Here is an 18,245-nt window from a genome sequence, read left to right as displayed (position 1 = left end):
GCCACCGGCCAGGCCCCCGCCCCCCCGGCGCCTGCCCCCGCAGCACCGGCTGCGGCTGCGGCGGCCCCGCCACCAGCCACCGAGGCAGCGGCCCCTACGCCGCACCAGAAGCCCCATGTGATGTACGTGGACGACGACCAGGCCCTGGTCTTCCTGGTGCAGCGCCTCTTGCGCCGGCGGGGCTACGAGGTAAGCGGCTTTACCGACCCGCACGAGGCCACGGCCGCGCTGCGCGCAGCGCCGCAGCGCTACGACCTGCTGGTGACCGACTACAACATGCCCGGCTTCTGCGGCGTGGACCTGGTGCGCGAGGCACGCCTCATCCGCCCCGGCCTGCCCGTGGCCCTGGCCTCGGGCTATGTCACGGCCGAGATCGAGCAGGCCGCGCTGGCCGAAGGCGCGCGCGCGCTGATCCACAAGCCCAACGATGTGGAAGAGCTGTGCGCCACGGTGCAGCGGCTGATCGCAGACAACGCAGCAACCAGCAATGCCGCAGGCGATGGCGCGGCCTGAGCCCCTGGCGGGCGGCGTGCAGGCGGCGTACGAAGATGCCGACCTGCTGGTGCTGCAAAAGCCTGCGGGCCTGCTGTGCGTGCCCGGCCGGGGCCCCGACAAGCAAGACTGCCTGAGCGCCCGCGCGCAGCAGCTCTGGCCCGGCGCACTCATCGTGCACCGGCTGGACCAGGCCACCTCGGGCCTGGTGCTCATGGCGCGCCACATCGACGCCCAGCGCCGCCTGGGCCACGCCTTTGCCGAGCGCCAGGTGCACAAGCGCTACCAGGCCGTGGTGTCGGGACTGCCGGGTGGGGACGACGGCGCCTGGAACGAGATCGACCTGCCCATCGCCGCCGACTGGGAGCGGCGCCCGCTGCGCGTCATCGACCCCGCCCTGGGCAAGCCCAGCCTCACCCGCTGGCGCATGCGCAGCCACGACCCGGTGGCCCGAACCACGCACGTCGAACTGGAACCCGTGACCGGCCGCACCCACCAGTTGCGTGTGCACTTGGCGGCCATCGGCCACCCCATCCTGGGCGACGCGCTGTATGCCGACCCCGCCACCCAGGCGCAGGCCCCGCGCCTGCTGCTGCACGCCAGCCACCTCGCATTCACCCACCCCGGCACCGGCGCCTGGCTGGCCCTGGAGTGGCCTGCAGAATTTGAATCGGTTTGAATAAAACCGGCCCGCAGCGCTTATCCAGCAAGCGCAATCAGCTATCCATTGGATAGCATCACGCGGCGGCGGACGCTGCCGGCCGCGACATCGCCCACTGCACCGCCAGGATGCTGGCCAGCACCACCAGCATGCCCGCCAGCGACAGGCCCCGCAGGGCCTGCCCCAGCAGCGCCCAGCCCAGCACCACGGCCGTGACGGGGCTGAGCAACAGCAGCGACGACACCGCCACCGAAGGCAGCCGCGCCACCCCCCCGGAACCACAGCGCATACGACAGCAGCGCGCCCACCAGGCTCAGGTACAGGTAGCCGGCGACATGGGTGGCGGTGAGCACGGGCAGCGGCGGGTCCACCACCCAGGCCACGGGCGCCAGCATGATGCCGCCGGCCAGCAGCTGCCAGCCGGTGAAGGCCAGCACCGGCAGGTCGGACCGCCAGCGGCGCGACCAGAAGGTGCCCGCCGCCATGCACAAGGTGCCCGCCAGCGCGGCGGCCACGCCCACCATGTCCCAGCGCGCGCCCGGCGACAGCAGCAGCGCCGCCATGCCCAGCACCCCCAGGCCCCCCGCGCCCAGCGCCAGGGCGGGCGGACGGCGGTGGTCCAGCGCCCAGGCCAGCCCCATCACCACCAGCGGCCCGACAGCGCCCACCACCGCAGCCACTCCACCGGGCAGCCGGTAGGCCGCCACGAACAGCAGCGCCTGGAAAACACCGATGTTCAGTGCCGCCAGCACCAGCAGGCGCCACCACCCCGTGAAGTCGCCCCAGGCTGGCCACCGGCGGCACCACAGCACCAGCAGCAGGCCCGCAGGCAAGGTGCGCAGCAGTGCGGCGGTGAAGGGCCGGTCGGGTGGCAGCAGCTCGGTGGTGACGATGTAGGTCGAACCCCAGATCACGGGGCCCACCGCCGTGGTCAGCGCATCCAGCCAGGGGGAGGTACGGAGATTCGACATGGTGATTTATCTTAAATTCAAGATAAATGACTCTACCATACAATCTTGAAATCAAGACAATTCCAAACCGATAGCCATGGCCACCCAACGCCCCCCCGACGCCGTGGACGCCATCCTCGACCAATGGCACCGCGAGCGCCCCGACCTGGATGTGAGCCCCATGGGCCCCATCGGGCGCGTCACGCGCTGTGCGGCCCTGCTGCAGCGCCGCCTGGACGAGGCCTTTGCCCCGTTCGGCCTGAGCTTCTGGGAGTTCGACATGCTGGCCACGCTGCGCCGCTCGGGCGCGCCCTACTGCCTGGCGCCCACCACGCTGTTCTCCACCCTCATGGTGACCTCGGGCACCATGACGCACCGCATGGGCAAGCTCGAAGCCAGCGGCTGGATCGAGCGCCTGCCCAACCCTGCGGACGCGCGCAGCTCGCTGGTGCAACTCACCCCCGCCGGGCTGGCGCTGATCGACCGCGCCGTCGAGGCCCATGTGGCCAACGAGCACCGCATCCTCGCGCCACTCAAGGCAGCCGACCTGGCGGCGCTGGACGCGCGGCTGTCGCAGTTGCTGGCAGCACTGGAGTCGCCTGCGGGCCCATAGCAGCGCGTGGACATGCGTACTGCGCAGTAACATGGCGGGATGCCTCATAACCACCTCACCATCCTCACCGGCGCCTCGCGCGGCATGGGCCTGGCCATGGCCCAGCAACTGCTGCGCAGCGGCAACACCCTGGTCTGCATTGCACGCAGTGCCAACGCCGACCTGGCCACCGAAGCCAAGGCCGCCGGCGTCACCATCGAACAATGGCAGCAGGACCTCTCGCAAGGCGAGCAGGCCGCACACAAGCTGCAGGCCTGGCTCACCGCCCAGGGCCCTGCCGCTTTTGCCAGTGCCACGCTCATCAACAACGCGGGCATGATCCCGCGCATTGCGCCGCTGTCCGGCAGCGATGCCGGCGACCTGGCCAACGCACTGCGCGTGGGGCTGGAAGCGCCCATGCAGCTCACCGCCGCCTTCCTGGGCGCGACGGACGCCTGGACGGTGCCGCGCAAGGTGCTCAACATCTCCTCGGGCTTGGGCCGCCGTGCCATGGCCTCGCAAGCCGCCTACTGCGCGGCCAAGGCGGGCATGGACCATTTCACGCGCTGCGTGGCGCTGGACGAGGCCACCAAGCCCCATGGCGCCAAGGTATGCTCGCTGGCGCCCGGTGTGATCGACACCGACATGCAGGTCCAGCTGCGCGGCGCCGACCCGGCCGCCTTCCCGGACCGCCAGAATTTCGCCAACCTCAAGACGGGTGGCCAGCTCACATCGCCCACCGACGCCGCCACCCGCGTGCTCGCCTGGCTGGAGCGCGCAGACTTCGGCACCAACCCGGTGGCCGATGTCCGGGACGCATGACACCCTGATACTCCTGTTTTTATAGCTGCCAGCGCTTACTGGACAGGCGATAGCGGCCAATTTGATCTAAACCCCACCTGAAAGGACCTCCCCATGACCCGTGAAGTCGTCGTCGTCAGCGCCGTGCGCACCGCCATTGGCACCTTTGGCGGCAGCCTCAAAGACCTGCCCCCCACCGAACTCGGCGCGCTGGTCGTGCGCGAATCGCTCGCCCGCGCCAACGTGGAGGGCAAGGACGTGGGCCACGTGGTGTTCGGCCATGTGGTGAACACCGAGCCCAAGGACATGTACCTCTCGCGCGTCGCGGCCATCAACGGCGGCTGCGCCGAAGGCACGCCCGCGTTCAACGTGAACCGCCTGTGCGGCTCGGGCCTGCAGGCCATCGTGTCGGCGGCCCAGGCCATCCAGCTGGGCGACACCGACGTAACCATCGGCGCGGGTGCCGAGGTGATGAGCCGCGCACCGTTTGCCAGCCTGAACATGCGCTGGGGCGCACGCATGGGCGACACCAAGATGGTGGACATGATGATCGGCGCGCTGCACGACCCCTTCCACACCATCCATATGGGCGTGACGGCCGAGAACATCGCCGCCAAGTGGGGCATCAGCCGCGAAGACCAGGACCAGCTGGCGGTAGAGAGCCACAACCGCGCCGAGCGCGCCACACTGGCCGGCGTGTTCAAGGACCAGATCGTGCCCGTCACCCTTAGAGCCAAGAAGGGCGACGTGCAGTACGCCACCGATGAGCACTTCCGCCCCGGCGCCACCATGGCCGACTTTGCCAAGCTCAAGCCCGTGTTCGTAAAGGAAAACGGCACCGTCACGGCCGGCAATGCCTCGGGCATCAACGACGCGGCCGCCGCCGTGGTGCTGATGGAAGCCGGCGCCGCCAAGGCGCGCGGCGCCAAGCCCCTGGCCCGCCTAGTGGCCTACGCCCATGCGGGCGTGGACCCCAAGTACATGGGCATCGGCCCGGTGCCAGCGACGCAGCTGGCCTTGAAAAAAGCCGGCCTCACCGTCAACGACCTCGACGTGATCGAAGCCAACGAGGCCTTCGCCGCACAGGCCTGCGCCGTGACCAAGGACCTGGGGCTGGACCCGGCCAAGGTCAACCCCAACGGCTCGGGCATCTCGCTGGGCCACCCCATCGGCGCCACGGGCGCGCTCATCACCGTGAAGGCGATCCACGAGCTGCAGCGCGTGCAGGGCCGCTACGCGCTGGTGACCATGTGCATCGGTGGCGGCCAGGGCATTGCCGCGATTTTTGAACGCATCTGACCCCCGCCCCAAGGCCTGCGGGCCTGCCATCGCCAGCGGCGATGCTGCCAACCGCGATTGGCAAGGCAGGCGCCGTGGAGGATCAGCGATCATCCACGGCTGCCGACCCAGATCGGCCGAGCCCGCTGCGGCCTCGGGATGGCTTCTGATGAGATCACCCCACCCGCAGCCTGCCCGCACCTCCTTGAACCGACGGAGACATCCTTCACCATGATTCGCACCCTGCTTTCCTTCACCGCCCTCGCCTTCGCCCTGGGCGCCACGGCCCACGCCCAGGCGCCCGCGCCAGCGGCGGCCTACCCAAACAAGCCCATCCGCCTCATCGTGCCCTTCCCGCCCGGGGGCGGCACCGACATCCTTTCGCGCCTGGTGGCCACCAAGCTCACCGACAGCGCCAAATGGACCGTGGTGGCCGACAACAAGGCCGGCGCAGGCGGCACCATCGGCATCACCGAAGCCGTGAAGGCCGCGCCCACGGGCTACGACCTCGTGATGGGCCAGAAGGACAACCTGGTGATCGGCCCCTGGCTCTACAAGAACCTGCCCTGGGACCCGACGAAGGACCTGACCGCCGTGGCCCATGTGGCCTGGACGCCCGTGGTCATCGCCACCAGCGTGAACTCCAAGTACAAGACCCTGGCCGACGTGGTGGCCGCCGCCAAGGCCGCACCCGGCACCATCACCTATGGCTCGCCCGGCAACGGCACGTCCATCCATCTGGCGGGCCACCTGTTCGAGCAGGCGGCGGGCGCCAAGCTCAGCCACATCCCCTACAAGGGCTCCAACCCCGCGCTGATGGATGCGCTGGCGGGCAATGTGGACCTGCTGGTGTCCTCGCTGCCCTCGGCCATGGGCCAGATCAAGTCCGGCAAGCTGCGCCCGCTGGCCGTCACATCGGCCAAGCGCAGCTCGTCGCTGCCCGACGTGCCCACCGTGGCCGAATCGGGCTTCAAGGACTTTGATGTGAGCACCTGGTACGGCGTGTTTGCCCCTGCGGGCACCCCCGCGCCCGTGGTGGCCGCGTTGAACACCGAGATCAACAAGCTGCTGGCCACGGCCGACATGAAGGCCGCCATCCATGCCCAGGGCGCCGAGCCTGAGGCGATGTCGCCCGCCCAGCTGGGGGCCCAGCTCAAGAAGGAATACGGCCAGTGGAAGGGCATCGTGGAGGCGTCTGGCGCAAAGATTGAATGACCCCCTGAGGCGCTTCGCGCCTTCCCCCTGAAGGGGGACGCACCCGGTGGCCTGGCGGAGCCAGCTCCACGGGTGCACTGGCCGGGGGTGTGCCTGTTCCACGGACAGGAGGCTGCGGGCGGTGCGCAGCGTTATCAAGCACTGAAATGAAAACGGCTCCTTGCGGAGCCGTTCTTCATGGGGGATGGCGCTCAGTCTCTAACCACCAGCACGGGGATGTGCACCACGCCCAGCACGCGCTGCGTGACGCTGCCCAGCACCAGCTTTTCGAGGCCGCGGCGGCCGTGCGAGCCCATCACGATGAGGTCGGCCCCGGTGCTTTCGAGTGCGCGCAGGATGCCGTCGTGCACCGCATGGCCCTCGCCCACCAGGGCGGTCGCCTGCACACCCGCTTCTGCCATGGCTTTTTTGGTGGCATCCAGGGCCGCATTGGCCTCTGCCGTGGCGGCGCTGATGTACTGCGCCTGGCCATAGGCGAAATCCGCCCCCACGCCGGTGAAGGGATAGGGGTCGATCACATACACCGCCGTCACGGCGCTGCCGAAGGTCTTGGCCAGGCCTGCGGCCTTGGACACGGCCAGCATCGAGGTCTTGGAGCCATCGACGGGAACCAGAATGTGCTTGAACATGGTGCTACTCCTTAAGTGAAGGGTGGGACCGGGCTTTGAATCTGTTCAAGATCTTATGGCCTGGCCATGGGCATCAGTGTGAACTGCCACCATACCCCGCATCTTGATTCGCATCAAATCCGGCGCACTCGCAACAGCTTTCAGGCGGCCGGGCTCTGCCCCACCACATCGGCGCCCTGGAAGTTGCCGCGCCGGCAGGTCACCACCAGCGTGTCGCGGTGGCCGCCTTCGGCCAGGGGCTGGATGGGGGTGGATTCATGGATCATGCGCGCATCGTCGAGCAGCAAGAGCGACCAGGGCTCGGTGAGCGTGAAGCGCTGGCCGCTGGGGCCCGTGGCCTCGAACACGCGGGTCTCGCCACCCTTCACGCCTTCGCGGCCCACCAGGAACACCGCCACCAAATCCACCCCGTCACGGTGCGCGCCCTCGGGCGTGGGGCGGCCAATGCCATCGGTGGTGTCGATGCGGAACTGGTGCGCTTCCACAAACCAGGGCGCGGGCGCATCCGGGCCCGCAAAAACAGTGTCGGACACCCCCGCCAGCGCCGCCAGCAACTGCTGCCACACGGGCTGGGCCACAGTAGCGGGCTCCATGGGCGCAAACCAGCGCTCCATGCCGCCATGCAGCGCGTTGTATTCCACCGGCTGCCAGTGCGCACGGTGGGGGGCCTGCTGCACCTGCCCATCCTGCACCACAAAACAGGCATGGCGGCGGCGGCGGTAGCGGCCGCCGTCTTTCAGAAAATCATCGGGCGGCAGCGTGGCCCAGTCGCCGTTGAGGGCCTGGAGTGCCGACAGATCGCACCCGATCCACGCGGCCACGGCCGCCGGGGACAGCACGGCATAACCGCCCTGGCGCAGCTGGCTGGCGACTTCGGAAGGGGTGGTGAACGGGGGTGAAAAGGTGACTTGGGCCATAGAAGCCCGAGCTTAACCGCTGGCGCCAGCCCCTGGCCTGCGGTGGCGCAAGGGAACGGGCGGCGCCCTGCCCTGCCCGCCCGCCCCCACCAGCTAGCCAGTCAGTCAGTCAATCCCGGTGGCCATGGCCCTTGCCGCGGCCTTCGCCCCGCTCGTCCCGGTCACCACGCTCATCCCCCCGGCCATGGCCACGCCCGTGGTCACGGTCGTGCTTGCCGCCACCGTGGCGGTGGTCGTCGTCCCAGCGGTGGTCGTCACGCCCCCGGGGGCCCGGGTAGGGGTTGCCACGGCGTGGCGGGGGCTCTTGCACAAAGTACACCGGCTGGTTGCAGGCGTTGTAGCGGGCGCAGTGCTTGCCCCAGTGCTTGGCGTGGCCCGGGGGCACATACAGGTAGATCGGGGCGCGCGGCACCACCACGGCCGGGCGGTGGATGATGACGGGCTCGGCGTAGATCAGGGGCGGCGGTGGTGCGTTGCCGATGTTGATGCGGCCATACACGCCCGGTGCCAGCTCGCCCCCCACCGTGGCATTGATGTAGGTCTGGGCCTGGGCGCCGCCTGCAGCGGCCAGCAGCAGTGCGGCGGCAGCGCCGGCAACCAGGTGGCGGATCGTGGTGGAGGTTGTGGTGTTGTTCATGGGGGGCTCCGAAAGGCGAAGGGCGGGCCCGCCGGATGCACGCAGTGCGCGCAAAAACCAGCGTGCGGGGCCATGGCGGTCTGCGCAGATCACAGGGCCTGCCCGACCTTACCCCGCAAGGGGCGCGGCGGCTGTCAGCCAAGGGCGACAGATGCGAATGAAGATGCAGGCGCAGACCCCGGGCAGCAGCCCACGGGATTTTACAAGCCGAAATGGCATGCAGCGCCCGACCATCCTACCCAACCAGCTATCAAAAATGGAGCATTCCGACACTCCGAGGCACGGAAGGGTTCACGGCACGGGCGCCTGCTCCTGCGCCGCTACCGCCTGCAGGGCCGCCGCCGGGCCGGGGCGCCCGAACAGGTAGCCCTGCCAGGTGTGGCAGCCCAGGCTGGCCAGCATGTCGCGCTGCTCGCGGGTTTCCACGCCTTCGGCGATCACGCCCAGGTCCATGCTGTGCGCCAGCGTGACGATGGTGCGGGCAATGCTGGCGTCGTCGGCATCGGTGAGCAGGTCGCGCACAAAACCCTGGTCGATCTTGAGCTGGTCCAGCGGCAGCCGCTTGAGATAGCTCAGGCTGGAATAGCCCGTGCCAAAGTCGTCGAGCGAGAAGCCCACCCCATGGCCACGCAACTGCTCCATGCGCTCGATGGTGTCCTCCACATCGTCGAGCAGCAGGGTTTCGGTCAGCTCCAGCTTCAGGCGCTGGGGGTTGGCGCCGGTCTCCTCCAGCACCCCCAGCACCTCGTCCACAAAATGGCTGTGGCGGAACTGCCGCGCACTCACGTTGACGGCCAGCGTCCAGTGCGCGGTGCGCGCATCCCGCGCCCATTCCACCAGTTGCAGGCAGGCGGCGCGCAAAATCCACGCGCCCAGCGGGACGATGAGGCCCGAGGCCTCGGCCACCGGGATGAACTCGGCCGGCGACACCAGGCCCCGCAGCGGATGCTGCCAGCGCACCAGGGCCTCGGCCCCCACCACGCCGTGGTGCGCGCTGATCTGCGCCTGGTAGTGCAGCAGGAACTGGCCGTCGCGCAGCCCCTCGCGCAGCCCGGCCTCCAGCAGCGTGCGCGCCGTGACGTTGGCCTGTGTGCGCGGGTCGAAAAACCGCAAGGTGTTGCGCCCGGCCCCTTTGGCTTGGTACATCGCCATGTCGCCGTGCTTGAGCAGCTCATCCACCGAGCCCCGCGCGTCGGCATACAGCGCAATGCCGATGCTGCAGGCGCTGTGGTGGGCCAGGCCGCCCAGCAGGTAGCTTTGGCCCAGTGCCTGCAGCACCGTGCGCCCCACCATCTCGGCCTGGGCGGCGGCTTCGTGCGCGTGAGGGCTGAGCCCCTCCAGCAGCACGATGAACTCGTCGCCCCCCAGGCGCGCCACCGTGTCGCCCATGCGCACGCAACCCGTCAGGCGGGCGGCCACCTGGCGCAACAGCTGATCGCCCAGCTCGTGGCCCTGGGTGTCGTTGAGGTCCTTGAAGTTGTCGAGGTCCACAAACAGCAGCGCCCCGCCGGTGCCGGCCCGCGCGCTGGCCACCAGGCTGTGCTGCAGGCGGTCGGTCATCAGGCGGCGGTTGGGCAGGCCCGTGAGCGGGTCGTAGAAGGCCAGCAGGCGGATCTCTTCTTCGGCCGCCTTGCGGCTGGAGATGTCGGTCTGGGTGCCCACGTAGTGCGTGATCCCGCCCTCGGGTGAGCGCACCGCGGTGATGGTGATCCAGGCCGGGTACTCCGAGCCATCCTTGCGCCGGTTCCACACCTCGCCCTGCCACATGCCCGTGGCACGCAGCGCGGCGTGCATGCCGGCATAGAACGCCGCGTCCTGCCGCCCCGAGTGCAGCAACCGGGGCGTCTGCCCCACCAGTTCGTCCACGGCATAACCCGTCAGCCGCGCATAGGCCTGGTTGGCCTTGAGGATGCGCTGGTCGGGCCCGGTGACGATCATGCCCTCGAACGACTCGAACACCGTAGCCGCGATCTGCAACGACTCCTCGGCCTTGCGGCGCTCGGTGATGTCGGTGGAAATGCCGCACAGCGCGTGGATGCTGCCGTCGGCATGGCGCAGCGGGATCTTGACCGACAGGTAGACCCGGGTTTCGCCCGTGGCTAGCTGGGTGTTCACCTCCTCGGCTTCCAGCGTTTCGCCGTCCTCCAGCACCCGCCGGTCGTTGGCACGCAGCTGTGCGGCCGTGGCGGCATCGAACACGATGGAATCCTCATGCCCCACCACCTCGCTGGCCGTCTTGCCGAACAGCTTGAGCGTGTGGTGGTTGGCGTACTGGTAGCGGTAATCCCGGCCCTTGATGTAGATGAAGGCGCCCACGCTGTCCAAAATGGTGGCCAGCTTCTGCTCGCTGTCCTGCAGGTGGCGGGTGCGCGTTTGCACCTCGCGGCGCAGCAACAGGGCCGCCAGCGCCGCCAGCAGGCCAAACACCAGCAGCCCGCCCAGGCCCCACCACCACAGCCGCGACACGCCCCCCACCTGCTCCTGTACACCCCAGCGGCGCAGCACCTCGGTGTAGGCCGGGTCGGCGCCGCTGCGCCAGCCCTGCACCGAACGGTCAATGGCCTCCAGCACATCGGCGTCGCGCCCCGGGCCAGCGGCAAAGAACAGGGTGGCGGGCTGGAAGACGATGCCCGTGTCCACCACCCCATACCGGGCCGAATGGAAATTGCCGAACAGGTGGTTGGCGATCACGGCATCGGCCTCGCCCCGCTGCACCAGGGCGAAGGCGTCGATGAGGCTGGAGGCATCCACCAGCGAGACCTGGATGCCAAAGCTGTCCATCATGCTGACAAAGGTCGCGCGCTGCACCGAGCCCCTGAGCACCGCCACCCGCTTGCCCTGCAGGTCAAACAGAGAGTGGATCGCGCTGCCCGGTGTGCGGTAGATCTGCGACCAGCTGTGCAGCACCGGCAGGGCGTGGAAGCTGTACAGCGCCTCGCGCTCGGGCGAGCGCGCCACGTCGGGCATCAGGTCGAGCTGCCCCGCGCGCAGGGCGTCCAGGCAGGCCTGCCAGTCGCAGGGCACGAACTTCAGCGTCCATTGCTCGCGCGCCGCCACCAGCTGTAGCAGGTCCACAAAAATGCCGGCGGCCTTGCCGTCGCCATCGACAAACACCTTGGGCTCGTTGGAGTAGACCCCCACCCGCAGCTCGCGCGGCGCCGCAGACAGGCTGGCGCAGGCCCACAGCAGGGGCAGCACCACGACCCATCGCAGCCAGCCGACACATCGGCGCCTGAACCGGTACACGCCTGGACCCACAGCCCGACTCCACAAACAGCAGAGTCTGGATGGTAACGAAACCCCGCAAAAACCACCAAAGACAATCTGCGGGGTTGGAGTAGCATGTGCCCAACCCCCTCCCCGCTTCGTCCAGGAGACAGCGATGCCCCATGAACGCCGCCACTTCGTCCGCGTCAGTTTTGATGCGCCGGCCCTGCTCACCACCTCGCGCGATGCCTTCAGCGTGCATGTGCTGGACCTGTCCCTCAAGGGCGCACTCATCACGGTGCCCGCCCAGGCCGAGCTGGAGCCCGGCATGCTCTGCCAGATCACCATTCCCCTGGCCGAAACCGGCAACCACATCGCCATGTCCACCGAGGTGGCGCATGTGCAGGGCCTGCACACCGGCCTGCTGTGCCGGGGCATCGACCTGGACAGCGTGACCCACCTGCGCCGCCTGATCGAGCTGCAACTGGGCGACCCCGCCCTGCTGGAGCGCGACCTGGGCGAGCTGACCACAGCATCGGCCGCGTCCTGACACGGCCAGCCCCCCGCCCCCGGCCACCCCGCCAAAAAAGAAAGGGCTGCACCACCAGCAGCCCTTTTCCCTGTCGTCCCTTGTCAGAACGGGGCAACGTGCCCCTCCGTCCTGGTCTACGCCGCCTCCTGCTCCTGCAGCGCGCGCCACATCACCTTGCCGCTGCCGCTCTTGGGCAAAGCGTTCACAAACTGCACGATGCGCGGCACCTTGTACACCGCCATGTTCTCGCGGCACCAGTCGATGATCTGCTGCTCGGTGGTGCTGTCCTTGTGCGATGCACGCACCACCACCACGGCCTTCACCGTCTCGCCCCGGTAGCTGTCCTTGGCCGCGATGATGCAGGCCTCCTGGATCGCGGGGTGGCGGAACATCAGCGCCTCCACCTCGGCGGGCCAGACCTTGAAGCCGCTCGCGTTGATCATGCGCTTGAGCCTGTCGGTGAGGAAGAAGTAGCCCTCTTCATCCATGCGCCCCAGGTCGCCCGATCTGAAGAAGCGCTTGCCCTCGAACTCGATGAACGCCGACGCCGTGGCATCGGGCCGCTTCCAGTAGCCCTCGAACACCTCGGGGCCGTGGATGATGATCTCGCCCTGCTCGCCCACGGGCACCTCCTGCAAGGTGTCGGGGTCGATCACGCGCGCATCGGTGCCCATGAAGGGGATGCCCAGGCACTGCTGCTTGGGGTGGTCGGGCGGGTTGGAGTGCGAAGGCGCGGCCGTTTCGGTCAGGCCATAGCCCTCGGCATAGCGCAGGCCATATTGCTCCAGCAGGCGCTGCGCCACGGCCTGGGGCATGGCCGCGCCACCACCGCCGATGTAGACCAGGCTGGACAGGTCGTAGCTTGCAAAGTTCGGACTGCCCAGCAGGTCGATGACCATGGTGGGGATGTTGGTCCAGTTCGTGACCTGCCAGCGCGAGATCAGGCGCCCGGCCAGATCGCGGTCCCAGCGCGGCATGATCACGATGGTGGCGCCACTGTAGATGGACGCATGCATCACGCTCACCATGCCGGTGATGTGGAACATGGGCACCACGGCCAGCGTCACGTTGTCGGCTGATCCGTTGCCCCACAGGCTGCTGGCCACGGCGTTGTGCATGATGCTCTTGTGCAAATGCATGCAGCCCTTGGGCAAGCCCGTGGTGCCGCTGGTGTAGGGCAGCAGCGCCAGGTCCTCCGGCCCCACCGCCAGCGCCGGGGGGGCATCGGCGCAGGCCACGGCATCCACCCAGGCATGGGCCTCGCCACCGTCCAGCACGGGCAGCGGATGCCGCGTGCCCAGCCACTCGGCCCAGGCCTCGGGCGGCGCATCGGCGCCCGTCACGCCTGCATCAAACGCATCGGTGAACTGCGTCACCACCAGGTGCGCCAGCCGTTCGGACGGGTGCAGCGCATTGCTGGCCTTGGCCATCTCCGGGGCCAGGTCGCCCGTGGTGAAGGCCACCTTGGTGTCGGGGTCGGTGATGTAGTGCTTGAGCTCCTCGGCCCGGTTCATGGGGTTGACCGGCACCACCACCGCATTGGCACGCAGGATGGCAAAGTGCGCCATCACCAGTTGCGGACAGTTCTGCATGCACAGCACCACCCGGTCGCCCCGCTGCACCCCCAACGCCGCCAGCCGCGCCGCCACCCGCTCGGCCCCGGCGGCCAACTGCGCGTAGGTCACGGTGCTGCCAAAGAAGACCAGCGCCGGCTTGTCCGGGTAACGCCGGGCGTTGATGGCCAGGTTGTCCCACAGCGAGGTGGACGGCAGGGTGATGGCATGCGGCAGGCGGCGGGGCCAGAACTTGTAATGCGGACGCATAGGGCAAACAGTCTCCTTTGCCCTCAAGCCTAGAGGCCGTGCGGTGGACGGGCAATGGGGGTGGCCCGGTTCGGCGTCGCCAAAGTGACCCCCATCGACCAGCCCTTGAACGTGTCCTTCTGGTCACCACACCCGTCCCCTGCGACAGAGATGCGAGTGACTCGACTGAGGTCACACACAGTTAACCAGATGTATCTGCCCCCTAGAATGGCCCGCAGGGAGGAACACGCATGACGCCAGAGGCCAAGGCCAGGGTAACCATCGATGCACTGCTGATATCGGCGGGCTGGCACGTGTGCAGCGTTGCGGACGCCAACATCCACGCAGCCATGGGCGTGGCGATCCGCGAATTCCCCCTGAACCCCGGTTTTGGCTATGCCGACTACCTGCTCTACGTCAACGGCAAGGCCTGCGGCGTGATCGAAGCCAAAAAAGAAGGCGCCACCCTGACTGGCGTAGAGCTGCAAAGCAGCCGCTACGCCAAAGGCCTGCCCACCACCCTGCCCGCCTGGAGCCGCCCCCTGCCCTTTGTGTGGGAAAGCACGGGGGTAGAAACCCACTTCACCAACGGCCTGGACCCCGAACCACGCGCCCGCAGCGTGTTCGCCTTCTTCCGCCCCGAGCTGCTGGTGCAATGGCTGGCGCTGCTGCCGCCAACCAGCCATGGCAACGGCGTCAGCGAATCCCCCAGCACCTTCCTGGCCCGCATGCGCAACATGCCCCAGCTGATCACTGAATGGGGCAGCGGCGGCGCGCACTACCAGCTATGGCCCGCGCAGATCGGCGCCATCACCAACCTGGAGAAAAGTCTGGCTGCCAACAAGCCCAAGGCCCTGATCCAGATGGCCACCGGCAGCGGAAAAACCTTTACCAGCATTGGCTTCATCTACCGCCTCATCAAGTTTGGCGGCGCGCGCCGCGTGCTCTTCTTGGTAGACCGGGGCAACCTGGCCCGCCAGACCAAAAAAGAGTTTGACGCCTACGCCAGCCCCTACAACAACTACAAGTTTGGCGAGGAATACATCGTCCAGCACCTGCAAGGCAACCAGCTCGATACCAGCGCCCGCGTGGTCATCTGCACCATCCAGCGCATGTTCAGCATGCTCAAAGGGCGCGAGCTGGCCGACGAGGCCGACGAAGAAAGCACCGAACGTATCGAAGGCCTGTTCAAAGACCCCGAGCCCATTGGCTACAACCCGGCCATCCCCATCGAGAGCTTTGACATTGTGGTGACGGACGAGGCCCACCGCAGCATCTACAACCTGTGGCGCCAGGTGCTGGAGTACTTTGACGCGTATCTGATCGGTCTGACCGCCACGCCCAACAAGCAGACCTTCGGCTTCTTCAACCAAAACCTGGTCATGGAATACGGCCACGCCCAGGCCGTGGCCGATGGCGTGAACGTGAACTACGACGTGTACCGCATCAAAACCGAGGTGGGCGAAAGCGGTGCCAAGGTGGACAAAGGCTTCTGGCTGGAAACGCAAGACAAAGCCACCCGCCGCAAAACCGCCTGGCAGCTGGACGACGACTTCGAATACCAGCCCGAAGAGCTGGACCGTGCCGTGCAAACACCCGACCAGATCCGCACCGTGGTGCGCACCCTGCGTGACCGCTGGCAGCCCGACATGTTCCCCCAGCGGCAAGAGCTGCCCAAGACCCTGATCTTTGCCAAGGACGACAACCACGCCGAAAAAATTGTCGAAACCCTGCGCGAAGAGTTTGGCCGGGGCAATGAGTTTGCGCAAAAAATCACCTACCGCAGCGCCCAGGGCGGCGGCACCAGCCCCGAGCAGCTCATCAAAGACTTCCGCTCCAGCTACTACCCCCGCGTGGCCGTCACCGTGGACATGATCGCCACCGGCACCGACATCAAGCCGGTGGAAATCGTCGTCTTCATGCGCTCGGTCAAAAGCCGCAGCTTCTTCGAGCAGATGAAAGGCCGTGGCGTGCGCGTATGCAACCCCACGGATCTTGCCGCCGTCAACCCCGGCGAACACATCAAGAAAGACCACTTCGTCATCGTCGATGCCGTGGGCGTGTGCGAGCGCGACAAAACCGACAGCCGCCCCATGGACGCCAAAAAGAGCGTGCCCCTGGACAAACTGCTGCAAGCCGTAAGCTTAGGGAACGTGGAAGACGAAGTGCTCAGCAGCATCGCTGCCCGCCTGGCCCGGCTGGACAAAGACGCCGGCGACGCCGACCGCGCCAAAGTGCTGGAGCTAAGTGGCGGCAAAACCCTGCGCGACCTGGCGCGCGGCATTGTGGAAGCGCTCAACATCGACGCCACCCAAGACATGCCGCCCGCCGAGGCAGAGCAGCGTTTAAGGGACGCTACAAGGCCTTTCGGCGCACCTGCATTGCGCGAGCAGCTATTAAAAATGAAGCAAAAGGCAGACTTGGTGATCGACACGGTCACCCAAGACACCCTGCTGCACGCAGGTTTTAGCGAAGGCAGCGACCGCGCCACCGCATTGGTGCAAAGCTTTGAGCAGTTCATCCAACAGCACAAAGACGAAATCACCGCCCTGCAAATCTTGTACAGCCGCCCCACGCGTGCGCCGCTCAAGTTTGACGACGTGAAAGCCTTGGCCGACGCCCTGCACGCCCCGCCGCTGAACATTGACGAGGGCGCCCTGTGGCAGGCCTACGCCACCCTGCGCAAAGGCGCAGTGAAAGGCGCCACGCAGCGCCGCCTGCTGACGGACTTGGTCAGCCTGGTGCGCTTTGCCATGCAGCAGACGAATGAGCTGGTGCCCTACCCCGAGCGCGTGCAGGCCAACTTCAAAGCCTGGCTGGCCCAGCACCAATCCGCAAACCCCGCCGTTCGCCCTGAGCCAGTCGAAGGGCATAGCACCACCACCACCGTTCAGGCTGAGCCTGTCGAAGCCCCTTTCACCCAAGAACAAATCCACTGGCTAGAAATGATCCGCGACCACATCGCCGCCAACCTTGGCATTGAAATTGACGACTTTGAATACGCCCCCTTCAACGCCCAGGGCGGCCTGGGCAAGGTGCACCAGCTCTTTGGCGCAGAACTGCCCAGGGTGATTGAGGAATTGAATCGGGAGTTGGCGGCGTGAGTGAGGTACTGGACATCGCCGCGTTGAACTTGTCTGCGCTCCCAAACGGCTGGCATTACCAAGCTGTGAGTGAGATCGGAGCAACTGGCGAGCAACCGGTGCTGACTGGGCCATTTGGTACGAACCTTGGGCGCGGTGATTTCGTTGCATCGGGAGTTCCTCTTTTGACGATTGGTTGCCTTACCCAAGGCGGTATCAATCTGGACAAGGCCTTATTTGTCTCTGAAGAAAAAGCCAAGGAACTATCGCGCTATCGCCTCAAAGAGGGCGATTTGCTGTTCTCGCGAATGGCCTCTGTGGGGCGCGCTGGCCTCGTCCCCAAGTGGCTGGAAGGCGCACTCTTCAACTATCACATCATGCGATTGCGCCTCGACGAGTCACGCATCGACACGCGGTTGTTTATCAACTACGTTCGTGGCGCAAAGCAAGTCCGCGACTATCTCAAGGCTGTAAATCACGGGGCAACCCGTGACGGAATCAACACCGAGCAGCTTCTTGGTTTACCAGTTGCTGTGCCACCGCTCTCGGAGCAGCGTGAAATCGTCGCCGAACTCGAAAAACAGTTCTCCCGCCTCGACGAAGCCGTCGCCAACCTCCAGCGCGTCAAAGCCAACCTCAAACGCTACAAAGCCTCCGTCCTCAAAGCCGCCGTCGAAGGCCGCCTCGTAGAAACCGAAGCCACCCTGGCCCGCCGCGAAGGCCGCACCTTTGAGACCGGCGAACAACTTTTGCAGCGGATTCTTGAGGAGCGGCAGGCGAAGTGGGCTGGACGTGGGAAGTACAAGCTACCAGTCTCGCCATTGAACGATGGACTGCCCCCATTGCCGGATGGGTGGACTTGGGCAACTTCGGATCAACTGACGTACCTCATCACGAGCGGTTCACGCGGGTGGGGAGATTTCTATTCGGACACCGGTGTTCTGTTCATTCGTGCCCAAGACATCAAAACGGATGCACTTAATTTTCCTGACGCCGCGCGAGTGAATGTGCCTATAGATGCCGAAGGCACGCGCAGCAGCGTTACGGAAGGAGACATCCTCGTCACGATCACTGGTGCAAACGTAACCAAGTCCGCATTGGTGCCCGCGTTGGGTGAACTCGCATTTGTGAGTCAACACGTCGCGCTAATGAAGCTGTCCATGCCTGAAACAGCATCGTTTGTTTTCAATTGGATTATTTCGCCCGCGAATGGCCGTAAGACATTGGAGTCGTGGGCATACGGCGCAGGGAAACCCGGTTTGAGCCTTGAGCAAGTGCGGGCGCTGCCAATTGCCCTGCCACCGCTCGCAGAGCAAGCCCGAATCGTCGCCGAAGTCGACCGCCATCTATCCATCATCCGCGAAGTCGAAGCCGAGGTCGACACCAACCTCCAGCGCGCAAAGTCTCTACGGCAAGCGACGTTGGCAAGAGCATTCTTATAAGCAAAAG

General features: G+C 66.7%; 14 protein-coding genes and 1 pseudogene. 9 read left to right on the top strand and 6 right to left on the bottom strand.

All coding sequences use genetic code 11. The features are described 5' to 3' along the window. Both DBV10_RS04990 and DBV10_RS04985 read left to right on the top strand, forming a co-directional pair. On the top strand, positions 1-513 hold a 513-nt coding region (locus DBV10_RS04990), incomplete at its 5' end, for a response regulator (RefSeq protein ID WP_233589805.1). Next, positions 500-1,171 carry an RluA family pseudouridine synthase gene (locus DBV10_RS04985; protein ID WP_124511238.1) on the top strand — a complete coding sequence of 224 codons (672 nt, stop codon included), beginning with the start codon at positions 500-502 and terminating at the stop codon, positions 1,169-1,171. The genes DBV10_RS04990 and DBV10_RS04985, both read left to right, overlap by 14 nt. Before the next feature lie 58 nt (positions 1,172-1,229). Here the strand turns inward: DBV10_RS04985 and DBV10_RS04980 are convergent. Continuing rightward, positions 1,230-2,124: pseudogene (locus DBV10_RS04980) on the bottom strand (EamA family transporter). 76 nt (positions 2,125-2,200) lie between these two features. Between DBV10_RS04980 and DBV10_RS04975 the strand changes: the two are divergent. From DBV10_RS04975 to DBV10_RS04960, 4 genes are all read left to right on the top strand, one after another. Continuing rightward, positions 2,201-2,716, top strand: a complete 516-nt coding sequence (locus tag DBV10_RS04975) for a MarR family winged helix-turn-helix transcriptional regulator (protein ID WP_124511229.1) — start codon at positions 2,201-2,203, stop codon at positions 2,714-2,716. A gap of 39 nt (positions 2,717-2,755) precedes the next feature. After that, the gene (locus tag DBV10_RS04970; RefSeq protein WP_124511228.1) at positions 2,756-3,517 is read left to right on the top strand and encodes an SDR family NAD(P)-dependent oxidoreductase; all 762 of its coding nucleotides are present in this window, start codon (positions 2,756-2,758) and stop codon (positions 3,515-3,517) included. 93 nt (positions 3,518-3,610) lie between these two features. Continuing rightward, the gene (gene bktB / locus DBV10_RS04965; protein ID WP_124511226.1) at positions 3,611-4,795 is read left to right on the top strand and encodes a beta-ketothiolase BktB; all 1,185 of its coding nucleotides are present in this window, start codon (positions 3,611-3,613) and stop codon (positions 4,793-4,795) included. A gap of 210 nt (positions 4,796-5,005) precedes the next feature. Then, complete coding sequence (locus DBV10_RS04960) at positions 5,006-5,989, top strand: tripartite tricarboxylate transporter substrate binding protein (RefSeq protein ID WP_124511224.1); 984 nt, start codon at positions 5,006-5,008, stop codon at positions 5,987-5,989. Positions 5,990-6,180: 191 nt separating this feature from the next. Here DBV10_RS04960 and DBV10_RS04955 read toward each other — a convergent pair whose 3' ends face one another. The 4 genes from DBV10_RS04955 to DBV10_RS23325 form a co-directional block, all read right to left on the bottom strand. Continuing rightward, positions 6,181-6,618 carry a universal stress protein gene (locus DBV10_RS04955; protein ID WP_124511222.1) on the bottom strand — a complete coding sequence of 146 codons (438 nt, stop codon included), beginning with the start codon at positions 6,616-6,618 and terminating at the stop codon, positions 6,181-6,183. Between the two features lie 140 nt (positions 6,619-6,758). Further along, on the bottom strand, positions 6,759-7,535 hold the full coding sequence (locus DBV10_RS04950) for a 2OG-Fe dioxygenase family protein (protein ID WP_124511220.1): 777 nt from the start codon (positions 7,533-7,535) through the stop codon (positions 6,759-6,761). Between the two features lie 109 nt (positions 7,536-7,644). After that, a complete protein-coding gene (locus DBV10_RS04945; RefSeq protein WP_124511218.1) occupies positions 7,645-8,172 on the bottom strand; it encodes a hypothetical protein in 528 nt (175 codons plus the stop codon). Positions 8,173-8,463: 291 nt separating this feature from the next. Beyond that, positions 8,464-11,373 carry an EAL domain-containing protein gene (locus DBV10_RS23325; protein WP_124511216.1) on the bottom strand — a complete coding sequence of 970 codons (2,910 nt, stop codon included), beginning with the start codon at positions 11,371-11,373 and terminating at the stop codon, positions 8,464-8,466. Between the two features lie 181 nt (positions 11,374-11,554). Between DBV10_RS23325 and DBV10_RS04935 the strand changes: the two genes are divergently transcribed. Further along, on the top strand, positions 11,555-11,929 hold the full coding sequence (locus DBV10_RS04935; RefSeq protein ID WP_124511214.1) for a PilZ domain-containing protein: 375 nt from the start codon (positions 11,555-11,557) through the stop codon (positions 11,927-11,929). A 116-nt stretch (positions 11,930-12,045) separates the two neighbouring features. Here DBV10_RS04935 and DBV10_RS04930 read toward each other — a convergent pair whose 3' ends face one another. Then, positions 12,046-13,734: a long-chain fatty acid--CoA ligase gene (locus DBV10_RS04930; protein WP_124511212.1), complete on the bottom strand. Its 1,689-nt coding sequence runs from the start codon at positions 13,732-13,734 to the stop codon at positions 12,046-12,048. A 230-nt stretch (positions 13,735-13,964) separates the two neighbouring features. Between DBV10_RS04930 and DBV10_RS04925 the strand changes: the two genes are divergently transcribed. Further along, entirely contained in the window at positions 13,965-16,817 is a 2,853-nt protein-coding gene (locus DBV10_RS04925; protein ID WP_124511210.1) for a type I restriction-modification enzyme R subunit C-terminal domain-containing protein, read from the top strand. Then, entirely contained in the window at positions 16,814-18,238 is a 1,425-nt protein-coding gene (locus DBV10_RS04920) for a restriction endonuclease subunit S (RefSeq protein WP_158616801.1), read from the top strand. Before DBV10_RS04925 ends, DBV10_RS04920 begins: the two co-directional genes overlap by 4 nt. The last annotated feature ends 7 nt before the right edge of the window (positions 18,239-18,245 follow it).

Source organism: Acidovorax sp. FJL06 (assembly GCF_003852545.1).
Lineage (GTDB): Bacteria > Pseudomonadota > Gammaproteobacteria > Burkholderiales > Burkholderiaceae_C > Acidovorax.
This window is presented reverse-complemented; position numbering and strand designations above follow the sequence as displayed.